13 protein-coding genes are annotated in these 15,251 nt (G+C 70.0%); 5 read left to right on the top strand and 8 right to left on the bottom strand.

All coding sequences use genetic code 11. The features are described from left to right. Together K8640_RS32680 and K8640_RS32670 are read right to left on the bottom strand one after the other, a co-directional pair. Nucleotides 1-937, bottom strand: a 937-nt coding sequence (locus K8640_RS32680) for a hypothetical protein (RefSeq protein ID WP_223750636.1), incomplete at its 3' end; no start/stop codon positions are given. A 743-nt stretch (nt 938-1,680) separates the two neighbouring features. Continuing rightward, nucleotides 1,681-2,184, bottom strand: coding sequence for a tRNA (cytidine(34)-2'-O)-methyltransferase (locus tag K8640_RS32670; RefSeq protein WP_223750635.1), 504 nt, complete (start codon nt 2,182-2,184; stop codon nt 1,681-1,683). Nucleotides 2,185-2,201: 17 nt separating this feature from the next. Between K8640_RS32670 and K8640_RS32665 the strand changes: the two genes are divergently transcribed. Then, a complete protein-coding gene (locus K8640_RS32665; RefSeq protein WP_141327563.1) occupies nt 2,202-2,579 on the top strand; it encodes a DUF192 domain-containing protein in 378 nt (125 codons plus the stop codon). 89 nt (nt 2,580-2,668) lie between these two features. Then, nucleotides 2,669-3,433, top strand: a complete 765-nt coding sequence (locus tag K8640_RS32660) for a Stp1/IreP family PP2C-type Ser/Thr phosphatase (protein WP_074957967.1) — start codon at nt 2,669-2,671, stop codon at nt 3,431-3,433. 63 nt (nt 3,434-3,496) lie between these two features. Here the strand turns inward: K8640_RS32660 and K8640_RS32655 are convergent, their stop codons facing one another. The 5 genes from K8640_RS32655 to K8640_RS32635 all read right to left on the bottom strand — a co-directional run bounded on the left by K8640_RS32655 (nt 3,497) and on the right by K8640_RS32635 (nt 9,881). Continuing rightward, complete coding sequence (locus tag K8640_RS32655; protein WP_223750634.1) at nt 3,497-5,506, bottom strand: amylo-alpha-1,6-glucosidase; 2,010 nt, start codon at nt 5,504-5,506, stop codon at nt 3,497-3,499. A gap of 5 nt (nt 5,507-5,511) precedes the next feature. After that, complete coding sequence (locus tag K8640_RS32650) at nt 5,512-5,970, bottom strand: DUF3459 domain-containing protein (protein WP_223750633.1); 459 nt, start codon at nt 5,968-5,970, stop codon at nt 5,512-5,514. Beyond that, complete coding sequence (locus K8640_RS32645; protein ID WP_223750632.1) at nt 5,963-7,417, bottom strand: alpha-amylase family glycosyl hydrolase; 1,455 nt, start codon at nt 7,415-7,417, stop codon at nt 5,963-5,965. Before K8640_RS32645 ends, K8640_RS32650 begins: the two co-directional genes overlap by 8 nt. Nucleotides 7,418-7,780: 363 nt before the next feature. Further along, the gene (locus K8640_RS32640; protein WP_223750631.1) at nt 7,781-8,812 is read right to left on the bottom strand and encodes an NDP-sugar synthase; all 1,032 of its coding nucleotides are present in this window, start codon (nt 8,810-8,812) and stop codon (nt 7,781-7,783) included. Between the two features lie 28 nt (nt 8,813-8,840). Next, on the bottom strand, nt 8,841-9,881 hold the full coding sequence (locus K8640_RS32635; RefSeq protein WP_074957965.1) for an aminoglycoside phosphotransferase family protein: 1,041 nt from the start codon (nt 9,879-9,881) through the stop codon (nt 8,841-8,843). 357 nt (nt 9,882-10,238) lie between these two features. On the opposite strand from K8640_RS32635, the gene K8640_RS32630 reads away from it, so the two are divergent. Then, complete coding sequence (locus K8640_RS32630; RefSeq protein ID WP_223750630.1) at nt 10,239-11,606, top strand: pyridoxal-phosphate dependent enzyme; 1,368 nt, start codon at nt 10,239-10,241, stop codon at nt 11,604-11,606. Between the two features lie 90 nt (nt 11,607-11,696). Here K8640_RS32630 and K8640_RS32625 read toward each other — a convergent pair whose 3' ends face one another. After that, nucleotides 11,697-13,043, bottom strand: coding sequence for a hypothetical protein (locus tag K8640_RS32625; RefSeq protein ID WP_223750629.1), 1,347 nt, complete (start codon nt 13,041-13,043; stop codon nt 11,697-11,699). A gap of 143 nt (nt 13,044-13,186) precedes the next feature. Between K8640_RS32625 and K8640_RS32620 the strand changes: the two genes are divergently transcribed. After that, a complete protein-coding gene (locus K8640_RS32620; RefSeq protein WP_223750647.1) occupies nt 13,187-14,683 on the top strand; it encodes an AlkA N-terminal domain-containing protein in 1,497 nt (498 codons plus the stop codon). Next, nucleotides 14,676-15,215: a methylated-DNA--[protein]-cysteine S-methyltransferase gene (gene ogt, locus K8640_RS32615; protein ID WP_223750628.1), complete on the top strand. Its 540-nt coding sequence runs from the start codon at nt 14,676-14,678 to the stop codon at nt 15,213-15,215. The genes K8640_RS32620 and ogt overlap by 8 nt, the downstream gene beginning before the upstream one ends. Nucleotides 15,216-15,251: the final 36 nt, after the last annotated feature.

Raw genomic sequence — 15,251 nt, 5'->3', positions numbered from 1 at the left:
AGGCGGGCCTCTTCGGCCAGTCGCGCCTCTTCGGCTCGACGCTCTTCCTCCGCACGGATGCGGGCCTCTTCAGCGAGGCGGGCCTCTTCAGCGAGACGAGCCTCTTCAGCCAGTCGCGCCTCTTCAGCAAGGCGGGCCTCTTCAGCCCGACGCGCTTCCTCAGCACGGAGCCGGGCCTCTTCAGCGAGGCGGGCCTCTTCAGCGAGGCGGGCCTCTTCAGCCAACCGCGCCTCTTCAGCGAGACGAGCCTCTTCAGCCAACCGCGCCTCTTCGGCCCGACGCTCTTCCTCCGCACGAAGCCGGGCCTCTTCGGCGAGACGAGCCTCTTCAGCGAGGCGGGCCTCTTCAGCCAGCCGCGCCTCTTCAGCGAGGCGGGCCTCTTCAGCCAGCCGCGCCTCTTCAGCGAGGCGGGCCTCTTCAGCCAACCGCGCCTCTTCAGCGAGGCGGGCCTCTTCGGCCAACCGCGCCTCTTCAGCGAGGCGGGCCTCCTCAGCGAGACGAGCCTCTTCAGCGAGGCGGGCCTCCTCTGCGAGACGAGCCTCTTCAGCCAGTCGCGCCTCTTCGGCCCGACGCTCCTCCTCCGCACGAAGCCGGGCCTCTTCAGCGAGACGAGCCTCTTCAGCGAGACGAGCCTCTTCCGCCAGTCGCGCCTCTTCAGCGAGACGGGCCTCTTCAGCCCGACGCTCCTCCTCCGCACGAAGACGAGCCTCTTCAGCGAGACGGGCCTCTTCAGCCCGACGCTCCTCCTCCGCACGAAGACGAGCCTCTTCAGCGAGACGAGCCTCTTCAGCAAGACGCGCCTCTTCAGCGAGACGGGCCTCTTCAGCCCGACGCTCCTCCTCCGCACGAAGTCGGGCCTCCTCCGCCAGTCGAGCCTCTTCCACTCGACGGGCCTCAGCGAGCCGAGCCTCTTCAACCCGACGCTCTTCCTCCGCACGGAGCCGCGCCTCTTCGGCCCGCCGCGCCTCTTCCGCGAGCCGCGCCTCCTCCTCCGCCCGTCGCCTCGCCTCCTCCCGCGCCTCCCACTCCTCCACCGACAGCGCCTCGACCGCCCCCTCTCGCTCCAGCACGAGCAGCAACGCCTCGTGCGCGGGCGTCAACCCCTCCGGCCGCCGGAACTCCCCGAGCGTCGCCAGAAACTCCCGCTCCCCCGCATCCGTCACCCACGGCGCGCACGCGGACACCTCCGCGCACCGATACACCCGCGGCCCCGCCACCTCCGCCCCACCCCGCTCCAGCGCCGCCCGCACCACCCTCACACCGGAGATGGGCTCGAACTCCGCCTCCACACTCCCCGCCTCGAAGGCCGCGCGCTCCGCCAGCTCACTCAGCCGGCGCACCTGCGCGAGCACCTGCTGCTCCGCCACCACCTCCGCGGCCAGCCCCCGCGCCTCCAGCAGATCCTCGTCCGGCGTCCCCGCCCCACCCCGCGCCCACAACCCGTCCAACGCCTCCGCGTCCAACAGGCCACCCTGCAACAACGCCTGCGCCGGACTCTGATAGCCAAACCCCAGCCGCGCCCCCACGAGGTCTCCCTCGCGCAAGCTCAGCCTCGACTCACGCCCTCCGGCGGACAGCGTCAACCAGCCCGTGGCTCGGGACTTGTGGGCGGAATACAGCGCTTCGGCGGCCTGCGACGGGGTCATCCTGCGCCCCAGTGTAGTCCCTCCACACCGCCCCTCAACTTGCCGAGGGTGCCCGCCTGCCCACCCCGCTGAAACAGACCTGTCGCAGGGCCTCGTACGTCCCCACCCCCACCGCCGTGGAGAGGTTCATGCTCCGAACCCCCTCCAACATCGGAATCGTCACCGCCGTCCCCGTCCCCCCCTCCATCACCTCCGGCAACAACCCCGTCACCTCCGAACCGAACACCAGGTGGTCCCCCGCCTCGAACCCCGCCTCGAACAACGACGTCTGGGCCCGCGCCGAGAACAACCACCGCCGCGCCTCCGGATACGCCTCCACGTAGGCCGAATACGTCGGGTACAGGCGGAGAAATACCTTGTCCCAGTAGTCCAGCCCCGCCCGCTTGAGCTGGCGGTCATCGATGGAGAACCCCAGGGGCTCCACGAGGATGAGCCGGCAGCCCGTCACCGCGCAGAGGCGGGCCACGTTGCCCGTGTTGGGGGGAATCTGGGGAGAGACCAGGACCAGATGCAGAGGACGCGCCAGGGGCTCGAGCATGGGGTAGAACGCGCTACATGCGCTGGAAGGTGACCAACGAGACGCGGCAGAGGCCGCTGGCGGACCGGGCGGAGAAGGCCACGTCCTTCGCCCACCGCTTCAAGGGGTTGATGGGCCGCACCGAGCTCGCCGTGGGCGAGGGCCTCCACATCCAGCCCTGTAACTCCATCCACACGTTCTTCATGCGCATTCCCATCGACGTGGCCTTCCTGGACGCCCAGGGGCGCATCGTCAAGCAGATGATGGCCCTGCCCCCCTGGCGGGCCACCTCCGTGTACCTGCAGGCACGCTCCGTCCTGGAGCTGCCCGCGGGCGTGCTCGCCGCCAGCGGCACCCAGGAAGGGGACCGCTTGAGCTTCGAGCCTGCCTCCTCTGCTCCGATGTCCCCTGGCTGACCCACGATGCGCACGAGTTTTGACCGATTTCCGAGCGCTTTGTTAACGTGCCCCGCCAGTTTCTCGTCCCCTTAGAAGAGTTCCCGCGCATGCGCATCGAGGTAGCCGGCAGCACCCACGTCGGGATGAAGCGGAATCACAACGAGGACAACTTCCTCATGCTGCCCGAGGAGCACCTCTTCATCGTCGCGGATGGGATGGGTGGCCACTCCTCTGGAGAGATTGCCAGCCGCATCGCCGTGGACGAGTTGGGTGAGTTCTACAAGATGACGTCCAAGGACCAGGACAGCACCTGGCCCTTCAAGATGGACAAGCAGCGCAACTATGACGAGAACCGGCTGGCCACCGGCATCAAGCTCGCCAACGCGCGCATCTACGAGAAGGCCAGCAGCGAGTCGAAGTACAAGGGCATGGGGACGACCATCGTCAGCGTGCACTTCGCCAGCGACGTGGCCTACGTCGGGCACGTGGGCGACAGCCGCGTGTACTTCTTCCGCTCCGGCGCCCTCAAGCAGATCACCGAGGACCACTCGCTGCTCAACGACTACCTCAAGGCGAAGAAGCTCTCGCCCGAGGAGGTCGAGAACTTCCCGCACAAGAACGTCATCGTGCGTGCGCTGGGCATGAAGGAGAACGTCCAGGTGGATGTCTCCCGCGTGGAGCCCCAGCCGGGCGATGTCTTCCTGCTGTGCTCGGACGGCCTGAGCGGCATGGTCACCGACGCGCAGATGCAGGAGATCCTCGGGCGCACGCCGGAGCTGGACAAGGCGTGCTCCCAGCTCATCGACATGGCCAACGCCGCGGGCGGCAACGACAACGTCACCTGCGTGCTCGCCCGCTACCACCCGGCCTGAGTCCCCGCGCGGCCCCGCCTGAGTCCCTGGCTCGGGCGATCCGCGGCCCCCGCCTGAGCCTGCTCAGGCGGTGCGCAGGAAGACGCGCAGCGCCTCCGCCACGCCCCACGCCTGGGCGATGCAGCCCCTGGGACGGAAGGGGGGCGTGGCGTCGAAGATCTCGCTCACCTGCCCCACGCCCGCCTGTCGCAGGTGGGCCTCCAGGCCGTCCATGACGTCGCGCAGGTGGGCGCGGTCCGGCTGCGCCCTCAGCGCCGCGTCCACGTAGTGGCCGATGAGCCAGCTCCACACCGTGCCCTGGTGGTACGCCGCGTCGCGCGCGCGCAAGTCGCCGTCATAGGTGGCCTTGTAGTCGGAGTGGTCCGACGCCAATGAGCGCAGCCCCACGGGGGTGAGCAGCTCCACCTCCACCTTGCGCAGCACCTGGGGCCACTTGTCGCGCGCGAGCACCGGGTACTTGAGCGAGAGGGCGAAGATTTGATTCGGCCGCACCGCCGCGTCGTTGCCGCCGCCCTCCGCGTCCACCACGTCGAACAGGCACTGGGTGCGAGGGTTCCAGAAGCGCTGGTTGAAGGACGCCTGCGCGCGCTCGGCGGCCTGGTTGTAGGGCGCGGGGTCCACGCCCAGCAGCACGGCCCACTCCGCCATCAGCTTCATGGCGTTGAACCACAGCGCGTTGAGCTCCACCGCCTTGCCGCGCCGGGGCGTCACCACCCAGCCGTCCACCTTCGCGTCCATCCACGTGAGCTGGTAGCCCTGCTCGCCCTGCGTCAAGAGCCCGTCGTCCGGGTCGATGCGGATGTTGTGGCGGGTGCCCTTCAGGTGCTTCTGGACGATGTCCTCCAGCGTGGGGAAGAACTCGCGCAACAGCTCCTCGTCCTTGGACGCCGTGACGTAGCGGTCCACCGCGTGGAAGAACCAGAGCGTCGCGTCGGCCGTGTGGTAGAGGCCCTCGGCCTCGCCCTCCGGGAAGAGGTTGGGCAGCAGGCCGTCGCGGACGTGGTGGCGGAACGTGCGCAGAATCGCCGCCGCCTCGCGCAGGCGGCCCGTGGACACCGTCAGTCCCTCGAGCGAAATCATCGTGTCGCGGCCCCAGTCCGTGAACCACGGGTAGCCGGCGATGACGCTGCGCGCATCCTCGCCGATGGCCCGCGCCCACGCGTCGTCGCGCGGACGCATGGGGTCCACGATGAACTGGTCCGCCGCGAGCACCAGCCTCGCCGCCGTGTCCTTGCGGGCCTGCGCCGGCGCCCGCTCCAACAGGCGCCACTCGCGCTCGCGCTCCATGTCGAAGCTGATGGCCGGGTCGCGGTCCAACACCGCCCAGTCCTGCACCGTGGCGCCCAGCGCCAGCCGGCCTCCGGGCTTCACCGTGCACTCGAAGTAGCCGGGGCTCGCCTGCGTCTCCACGTGCGGCATCCCGCGCGCGCGCTCGGTGCGGTACAGGATGGGCGGGGAGATCTCCGGCAGCGCCACGAAGGGCACCGAGGCATCCGAGTACAGCCGCAGGCGCAGGGGCTCGGCCTCCTTGCCCGCGCACATCTCGATGCGCTCCCCCTGGAGCACCACCTTGGGCTGACAGTAGCCGTGGGGGAAGTCGTGCTCGTGGACGCGGAACGTGGGGAAGGGCCTCAGGCGCAGCTTCACGGCGGGCCCGGACAGGTGCACCCACTCGATGAAGAGCGTGTTCTCGCCATGCACCATCACCAGCCTGCGCCGAAGCCGCGTGGGGCCCAGCACGTAGTCCCACTCGGGGATGAGGCCGTCGAGCCGGAAGCCGCGCAAGAGCAACGTGTCGCCCGCCAGCGTCCCGTCCGCGCGCACCTCGCCCTCCAGCCGGTACACCTGCCCCTCCACCCGGGCCGTCTCGATGAGCCGCGACAGCATGACGGTGCGGCCCTTCTCCGGCAGGCTGGGGATGAACAGGCCGTGGTAGCGGCGCGCGTTGACGCCGGCCAGGGTGCTGGACGCGTAGCCCCCCAGGCCATTCGTCACCAGCCACTCCCGTCCGAGGACCTCCGTGGCCGGGGCGCCCCCGGGCCATCCGAACTTCACCTCTGGCAGTCCGCGCATGCGGCTCATCCTGCCATCCGAGGCCCGGGGCCGGTCCTGCTCTCCCGAGGACTCGTCATCCACAGGGCGGTCATCCCCGGCACGCGCCACGACGTCTCGACCCTCAGTGAATCCAGTGAGCAAGAGCCTGTCCCTCCGAATCGAACCTCTTCACTGGACAGTCCGAGGCGCCACCCTTCATCCCGCGGTGGGGCCAACAACGGCTCGGGGCAGGGAGACAGCTCCAGCTCGCTCCCCAGGTTGACGAGCAACAGCCGGTCCCCCTCCTGCTCGCCTCCCAGGTAGCGCAGCAGGAAGGCGCTCTCGGAGAGGACGGCCCCCATCAGCTGGCCGCCATCCTGTCGGGCGAGCACCGAATCCTCGCGGCGCAGGCGCAGGAGCTCCCGGTGCAGCGTGAGCGGCCCCGTGCGGCGCTCCCGCTCCGTCCAGTCGAGCTGGGAGCGGCGGAAGGCGCGCTCATCCACGTGCTCTTCGAACCCCTCGTGCTCGAGGGCGTGGCGCGCGCTCTCGAACTGGCCGATGAACGCGTCGCGGCCCTGGCGCACCACCGCCTGCAGCTCCGGCTCGTGGTCCACGAAGTAGTGGAACGGGGAGCTGGCGAACCACTCCTGGCCCATGAAGAACATGGGCGTCTGGGGCGACAAGAGCCACAGCATCGTGAGCACCCGCGCCCGGCGCTCGCCGCCGACGTGGTGCAGCCGGTGGCCTCCGAGCATGTTGGCCAGCTGGTCGTGGTTCTGGAGGTAGAAGACACACGCGCTTCGCGGGCACGCGCCAGAGGGGACAGCCGCGGGCCTTCTTCTGCCAGCGGTAGTACTGGCCCTGATAGAGCGAGTTGCGCAGCACGCACGACAAGAGCTCCTGCGCGTTGCCGCGGTAGTCCTGCAGATACGCCTCCGCGCGCCCGGTGGCCGCGACGCGTGCCGAGTGGTGGAAGTCATCCACCCAGAGCCCATCCGCGCCCCATCCGCCGCGCTCGGGCGCGCGGACGCACAGCTCGTCCTGCGGCTCGTTCTCCGCGATGATGAGCACCCCGCGTCCGCCCGCCGCCTCGCGCGCCGCCTGGGTGATGACCTGGACGATGTGCCGGGGCCCGTCGTCGTAGAGGCTCTGCGTCGCGTCCAGGCGCAGGCCATCGAAGTGGTACTCGGCCATCCACGCGCAGGCGTTCTCGACGAAGAACTCGCGGCTGGGGCCCGCGTCCTCGCCGTCATCGAAGTTCGTCGGCTCGCCCCACTCGTTCTCGTACTTCTTCGTGAAGTAGCCGGGGGCGTACTGGGCCAGGTAGTTCCCGTCCGGTCCCAGGTGGTTGTAGACGACGTCCAGCACCACGCCGAGGCCCAGCCCGTGCGCGGCCTCCACGAAGGCCCGCAGCGACTCGGGGCGGCCGTAGGCGGGATGGGGCGCGAAGAGCTGCGCGCCGTCGTAGCCCCAGTTGAAGCGGCCGGGGCAGGTGTGCAGCGGCATCAACTCCAGGCAGGTGATGCCCAGCTCCGCGAGCAGGGGCAGCTTCTCGATGGCCGCCTCGTACGTGCCCTCGGGCGTGAAGGTGCCCAGGTGCAGCTCGTACAGCACCTGGCCTTGGATGGAGGCGAGCCCCTTCCAGTCTCCGTCGCGCCACGCGTGCGACCATGGGTCCACCACCTCGCTGTGTCCGTGCGGCCCGTCGGGCTGGAAGCGGGAGGCGGGGTCGGGGAACTCCTCGCGGTCATCGAGCCGGTACTTGTACCGCGCGCCCACCGGCGCGGGATGGACGCCCTCGAAGTAGCCTCGTGCGTCCCGGACGAGGGGCAGCGGACGCGACGCGCCCTGGACGGAGACCTCGACCATCCGGCGGCGAGGCGCCCAGACGCGAAAATGCGTGCGGTCCTTCCCCTCGGGCCTGGCCCCCAACGTCCCTCGCCACGTCATGCCCTCGACCTCCCGTCATGCGCCGAACACGCGCTCGCGCGAACACGCCGCCAGCAGTGACGGTAAGACGTGGCACCCGCAGCGGCGACGGACGGAGGACGCGCTGCGCCTGCTCGCCGACCCCACCCGGACGAAGGTGCCCGCCACGCCAGGGAGTGCCTCGCCGTCGCTTCACGACGTCCCGCGCGGGCCATACCCTCACGAGGACGCATGGGGCCGGGCGGTCGAACGGGTGGACGCAGCCCTCGCGCGCCAGCGCACGAGCCACCCGCCCCCAAGGGATGGGCGGTCGGCCAGGCGGGAACACCGCGCACGCCTGGGACCGCCGCTTCCCGGGGCGCGGTGGGGTGGCTTCCTCGGGATTCAGCGCCCGGTGAGCGGCGCGGGAATCCGGTGCTGATTCCAGGCGAGGACCTCCTCGAGCGTCTCGCCCGGGGCAATCTCCGTCCGCTCGAACACGGCGGCGCGGCTGAGCCGGGCCCCCGCGCCCACCTTCACCTCGCCGCCGAGCGACACACTCGCGCCCACGACGACGCCCGCCGCGAGCGACACGCCTCGCTCGAAGAACGCGGGTCCCTCCACTCGCGCGCCGCGCACGTCCGCCTCCGGATGCGCCCACGACGCGCCCGGCCCACGCACCGTCCCCGCCAGCGGCGAGGCCGCGCCCAGCCACTCCAGCCGCACCTGCCCCGCGAGCACGTCACGTACCGTGGCCAGGTAGCGCGACGGCGTGCCCAGGTCGGACCAGTACCCATCCACGCGGACGCCGCGCACCACCTGCCCCGCCGACATCGCGCGCACGTAGACCTCGCGGTTGATGTCCTCGGGCCCCTCGGCCGTCATGAAGTCGAAGATGCGCGCAGACATCACGTGCACGCCGGTGAAGTGCCACGGCGTCAGGCCCTCGCCCCCGGGACCATGGCCCGCGATGCGCTGGACCTGCCCCGCGCCGTCCAGCTCCACCGCCGCGTACTTCTCCCCCTCCGGCATGGGCTGCAGCACCATGGTCGCCAGCGCACCGGACGCCTGGTGCATGGAGACCACGGGCCGCAGGTCCACCGGGTAGAGGATGTCGCCGTTGAAGACGAGGAAGTCCCCGTCGGAGAGGAAGTCCCTCAGGCCCCGGATGCCTCCGCCCGTGCCCTGGATGACGGGCTCGCGCACGACGTGCAGCGGCAGCCCCGCGCGAGCGCACTCCTCGCGCGCCACCGCCTCCATCGTGTCCGGCAGGTGGTGCGTGTTGATGCCCACCGCCGTCACGCCCGCGGCCTTCAGCACCGCCAGGTGGTAGCGCAAGAGCGGCTGCCCCAACAGCGGCAGCGCCGGCTTGGGCCAGGCTTCCGTCAGCGGACGCAGCCGCGTGCCCAGCCCCGCGCAGAGGACCATCGCCTTCATCGTCGCCTCCCCTCCCCCGGTGCCCGACTCAGGCGGCCAGCTCCGGAACGTACTTCGCCACCAGCGCCTGCAACCGCGCGAGCTCCGGACGGTGCCGGAACGCCTCGCGCACGTAGCGCAGCGACGCCGGGATGGACACCAGGAAGCCCGGGTTGCCCTTCACGCGATTGATGAACTCGAAGCGCCCCGCGTCCTTCAGCTTGCGCTGCACGGTGAGCAGGTCGAAGAACGCCTTGAACGCCACCGGGTCGATGCGCTCGCCCGTCTCCTGCTGGAACGTGGCGATGTAGCGGTCCAGCATCGCGTCCACGAACGCGCGGTCCAGCTCCACGTAGCTGTCGCGCAGGAGCGCCACCAGGTCGTACTGGCGCGGGCCCTGGAGCGCGTCCTGGAAGTCGATGACCACCAGCTCGCCCTCCTTCACCATGATGTTGCGGCTCTGGTAGTCGCGGTGCGTGAAGCCTCGGGGCGCGGCGGCCAGCTGCTTGGCGATGTCGCGGAAGATGGCGTCCAGCTCGGCGCGCTCCTCGGCCGTGGGCTTCTTGCCGCTCCACGCCTCCAGGCCCCACTCGCGGAAGTGGTGCAGCTCCCAGTCGTACAGGTCCTCGTCGAACGCGCGCGTGAAGGCCAGGCAGTCCGGGTCCTGGTGCTTCTCCGCCTGGGCGCGCAGCTTCGCCAGCAGGTCCACCGCGCGGGTGTAGAGCGCCTCGCGGTGCTTGCCGCCCTCCAGCGCGGACTCGAAGGTGATGTCGCTCAGGTCCTCGAGCACCATCATCCCCGCCGGCTCGTCGTAGCGCAGGATTCGCGGCACGCGCACGCCCAGCTTCTCCAGGTAGCGGTGCACGTTGACGAAGGGCAATTCCTTGGGCGGCTCACCCTTGGTGGCCTCCTCGCTCTTCTTCGTCGCGTCCAGCGGCATCTCCATCACCACCCAGCTCTCCGGGGGTGCGCCGACGCGGTAGTACGAGCGGTTGCTCGCGTCTCCCTTCAGCTTCTTGATGGGAGCCTGGGGAACGGGACGGCCAATGGCCTGTCCCACCTGGTCGCGCAGGGCGGCCTCGAGTTCCATATCGACGGGGTTCTCCAAATGGGGGTCTTCGAGAGGAAGATGGCCCGCGAGTATGGGAGGGGCGACTTTCCGCGTCAAAGGCCGGACGCGGCGGATGCCCCCTGGCCGCCCGGCCTGTCACGTACGCGACGGCGCCCACCCGCGTCCGTCGCGGCGCGTCGGAAGGCCGGCCGCCCCCAGACGGAGCAGGCCCGGACAGCGGCCTACCCCCGGGGACGGTGGGAGGAGCACAGCGGGGAAGGCCCCCGGGGAGCACACTGTTGCTCCCCGACGGGGGAGATGGTCTCCCGCTGTCGACCGGGCCGCGCGGGCGGCATATAAGACGCGCCGCGAACCCCCCTTTTTCTGGAAGCCGCGATGGACATCCACGACAACATCCTCACCGCGATTGGCAACACGCCGCTCGTCAAGCTCAACAAGCTCGTCGGTCCCAACGACGCGACGGTGCTCGTGAAGTGCGAGTTCATGAACCCCGGCGCGTCCATCAAGGACCGCATGGCGCTGTACATCATCGAGAAGGCCGAGCGGGAGGGGAAGCTCAAGCCCGGCGGCACCATCGTGGAGAACACGTCCGGCAACACCGGCATGGGCGTGGCGCTGGCGGCGGCGGTGAAGGGCTACAAGTGCATCTTCACCATGCCGGACAAGATGTCCCTGGAGAAGATCAACCGCCTGAAGGCGCTGGGCGCGCAGGTGGTGGTGACGCCGACGAACGTGCCGGCCGAGGACCCGCGCAGCTATTACGAGACGGCCAAGCGCCTGCACCGCGAGACGCCGGGCGCGTTCATGCTGAACCAGTACCACAACCCCGACAACATCGAGGCGCACTACTCCCTCACCGGCCCGGAGATCTTCGAGCAGACGGGCGGCAAGGTGGACTACTTCGTCTCCGGCCTGGGCACGGGCGGGACGATGAGCGGCGCCGGCAAGTTCCTCAAGGAGAAGATCCCCGGCCTGAAGAACGTGGGCGTGGACCCCGAGGGCTCCGTCTACGAGGGCTACTTCAAGACGGGCAAGCTGACCGAGCCGCACGTCTACAAGGTGGAGGGCATCGGCGAGGACATGCTGTGCGGCGCCATGGACTTCAAGGTCGTGGACGACGTGCGCCAGGTCGATGACCGCCAGTGCTTCGTCGCCGCCCGCCGCCTGGCGCGCGAGGAGGGCATCTTCGCGGGTGGCTCCTCCGGCGCCGCGGTGCACGTGGCCGTGCAGCTGGCGAAGGAAGTGGGCAAGGGGAAGACCATCGTCGTGGTGCTGCCCGACTCCGGCAGCAGCTACATCAGCAAGTTCCACTCGGACGAGTGGATGCGCGACAACGGCTTCGCCGAGGACAAGGGCACGGGCACCGTGCGCGACATCCTGGGCAGCAAGCAGCGCGACGTGAAGACGGCGCGCAAGGGCGACCGGGTGGACCAGGTCGTGGAGACGATGCGCGGCCATGGCATCAGCCAGATGCCGGTCGTCACCGAGGACGGCCGCGCGGTGGGCATGGTGCACGAGTACGATTTGCTCAACGCGCTGGTCGCCGGGAAGGTGAAGTTCGCCGACACCATCGACGCCATCGTCGCGCCGCTGCAGGGGGCGCTGTCGCTGGACACGAGCATCGCGCGGCTGCGTGAGGTGTTCGCGCAGGACAACGTGGCCGTCGTGAAGGAGGGCGAGAAGGTGGTCGCCATCGTCACGAAGATCGACCTCATCGACTTCCTGCACCGCACCGCGGCCTGACGCCGCGCCCTCGGGCGCCGACGTCGTTCACACAGAGGGCCTCTCACCGTTCGCCGGTGGGAGGCCCTTCGTGCTTCCAGGCAGGCCTCGTCAGCCGTTGCCGAGGCCGTTGTCGGGAGGCGGCTCGGGCTTGCGCTTCTTGAACTGTCGCTCGGGCGCCTCCCCATCGTCGTCCTCGCCGTCGGGCGGATTCCACCGCAGGGCCAGGGGCGCGTAGCGACACGTCAGGTGCCTGCCCGCGAGCTGGTCCAGCGCCGTCAGCGGGCGGCGGCAGTCCGAGCAGCGCTCCTCCTTCCGCTTCCGCTCGCGCTGGGCGTAGACGGACTTCTGGCGGAGCACCTCGACGATGACGCCGTTGTGGTCGCTGTAGGCGTAGGCCTTGCCCTCCAGCTCGGTGAACTTGTCCGTCAGCCCGTGGAAGACGAACGCCGGGTTGGCCTGGGAGTCGTCCTCGTCGAACCCCAACACCTTGCCGTCGCGGACCACCGCCGTCATGTGCGGCGTGCACGCGATGTCGAAGTGCGTCTTGAAGGTGCTGTTCGTGCCGGAGATGCTGAACACGTTGTGCCCGCCGAAGCCGACGAGCTCCTGCTTGTCGTCGAGCACGCTCGACACCCAGTCCTCGCCGCCGAGCTGATTCTTGAGGGTGCTCTTGACGAAGTCGCTCGTGGGCTGATTGGTGTCGCCCATCACCAGGTCGAGCTTCTCCTTCGTGGTGACGTTCTTGGCGTTGTTCGCCAGATACTTGATGACCCGCGTGCTGTCCTTGCAGATGGCGTTGGGCGTGTGCACGAACGCCATCAACCAGCCCATGACCCGCAGGATGACGCAGCGGGCCTGCTCGTCCTTGTTGTCGTTGGACGTGAGCGTGTACGGGAACATCTCGATGTCGCTGTCGCGGAGGTTCAGGTCCTCGCGCAAGAGGACGGTGAAGCGGTGGCGTGAGTCCCCCGTGGGGTTCATCCCCGTGACGACCCGATAGCCCCCCACGGAGCTGACGCCCAGGTCCTTGAGCAGGTCCGTCGTGAAGGCCTCGCCCAACACGATGATGTCCGGCAGGCGCACGCTGGGGAGCTCGCCCCTGGAGCGCGTCCGGTTCATCACGCTCTTCGTGATGGTGTCGATGACGCCCTTCATGAAGCTCAACAGCAGCGCCTTGCCCTCGCCGGGCTCCTTGCGCTCCTTGTCGTAGCGGGACGAGAGGGCCTTCGACTCGACCTGGGTCGCGAACTGGATGGTCGACGAGGGGAAGGTCATCTTCTTCGCGACCAGGTCGTAGACGGGCGTCTGGAAGGTCAGCGTCTGGTTGTTGTCCAGGGGGTAGATCTCCCCCACGTTGGACTGCGCCCCGTGCTTGAACGAGTTGCCCATGAGCGCCGTCCCCAGGGAGTCCTCCTTCTTTCCGGTGGATTCCAGCGACTGGTAGACGATGATCATGTCGTGCTCCCCCAAGGCCCGTGGCAGGCCAGACCGCGTGAGCCTAGCCGGGCGGTGTCCGCGCGGAAAGGCTGGGGCCGGTAGGCTCATTCATGTCCGAAAACCGCGAGCGTGCGGGCCACGCGGGTGACACTGTCCGAGGCATGGACCTGCTCGACACAGACGCCTGCTACCGCGCGCTCCAGTCGCGGGATGCCCGCTTCGACGGCCGACTCTTCGTCGGGGTGACGTCCACGGGCATCTACTGCCGCCCTGTCTGCCCGGCCCGCACGCCGAGGAAGGAGAACTGCCGGTTCCACGCGTCGGCCGCCGCCGCGCAGGAGGAGGGCTTCCGGCCGTGCCTGCGCTGCCGCCCGGAGACGGCGCCGGACCTGGCCTCGTGGCGGGGCACGTCCAACACCGTGTCGCGCGCGCTCGCGCTCATCGCGGAGGGCGCGCTGGACGGCGGCGAGGCGGGCGTGGACGCGCTGGCGGAGCGGCTGGGCGTGGGAGACCGGCAGCTGCGCCGCCTGTTCAAGCAGCACCTGGGCGCGACGCCGGTGGCCGTGGCGCAGACGCGGCGCGTGCTCTTCGCCAAGCAGCTCATCCAGGAGACGCGCATGCCGCTGTCCCAGGTGGCGCTGGCCTCGGGCTTCGGCAGCATCCGCCGCTTCAACGAGACCTTCCAGGCGCTCTACCAGCGGGCGCCGGGCGCGCTGCGCCGCAAGAGCATGACCGAGGAGCCCGCGGACGCGGGCGTGACGCTGCGGCTGCGCTACCGGCCCCCGTATGACTGGGCCGCGATGCTCGCCTATCTCTCCGCGCGCGCCATCGAGGGCGTGGAGCGAGTGCACGGCGCAAGCTACCAGCGCACCGTGTCCCAGGACGGGGCCGTGGGGACGGTGGAGGTGTCCCACGAGCCGGGGCGCAACAACCTGGTGGTGTGCATCCGCTTCGCGCGCGTGCAATCGCTGCCGGCCATCGTCGCGCGCGTGCGGCGCGTGTTCGACGTGGGCGCGGACATCGAGGCGATTGGCGAGCACCTGTCGAAGGACCCGTTCCTCGCGGGCCTCGTGGCGCAGCGGCCCGGCCTCCGGGCTCCGGGCGCCTGGGACGGGTTCGAGCTGGCGGTGCGCGCCATCCTCGGACAACAGGTCTCGGTGGAGGCGGCGCGCGGGCTCGCGGGGCGACTGGTGGCGCTGTGCTGTGAGGGGCCCGTGGAGGGGTTGCCCTCGGGGCTGACGCGGGTGTTCCCGTCACCGGAGCGCGTGGCCCACGCGGACCTGGGCGCGCTGGGCATGCCGTCCGCGCGCAAGGCGGCCCTCAAGGCCATGGCCGAGGCGGCGCTGGCGGACCCGCTGTTGTTCCAGCCGTTCGGCACCGTCGAGGAGGGCATCGCGCGGCTGCGCTCCATCCGCGGCGTGGGCGAGTGGACCGCGCAGTACATCGCCCTGCGCGCGCTGCGCGAGACGGACGCGTTCCCCGCGAGCGACGTGGCGCTCCTGAGGAGCGCGGCCACGGACGAAGGCGCGCGACCCACGCCCGAGGCGCTGCTGCGACGCGCGGAGCCCTGGCGGCCCTGGCGGGCCTACGCCGCGCAACACCTGTGGGCCGCGGATCCGGGTCCGCGCCCTCGCCTTCCGGAGGTGCGCCATGGCTGAGACGACGGCACGATTCCTCATCGACAGGACGGACACGCCCATCGGCGAGCTGGTCATCATCGCGGACCGCGAGGGCCGCCTGCGCGCCGTGGACTGGACGGAGCACGAGGCGCGCATGCTCCAGTTGCTGCGCCTGCACTACGGCGAGAAGGGGTATACGCTGGAGGAGGCGCGCGACCCGGGCGGGCTCACCGGCACGATGCGCGCGTATTTCTCCGGCAGGCTCGACGTCATCGACACGCTGCCCGTGAGGACCGCGGGCACCGACTTCCAGCGCGAGGTGTGGGCCGCGCTGCGCTCGATTCCGTGTGGGAGCACTGTCTCCTACTCGGAGCTCGCGCGCAGAATCGGTCGGCCCGCGGCCGTGCGCGCCGTGGGACTGGCCAATGGAGCGAACCCCGTGGGCATCGTCGTGCCGTGTCATCGCGTGGTGGGCGCCAATGGCTCGCTCACGGGTTATGGAGGTGGCATCCAGCGCAAGCGCTGGTTACTCAGCCACGAGTCCAGGGCCCTGCCCCTCTTGAAATCCTGACGTCGACGCGGGCCCACTCCCCCACACCCCTCGAGG

Origin of the sequence: Myxococcus sp. XM-1-1-1 (assembly GCF_020037095.1) — a bacterium.
Lineage (GTDB): Bacteria > Myxococcota > Myxococcia > Myxococcales > Myxococcaceae > Myxococcus > Myxococcus fulvus.
The sequence above is the reverse complement of the archived record's forward strand: the minus strand, read 5'-3'. Positions and strand labels throughout refer to the sequence as shown.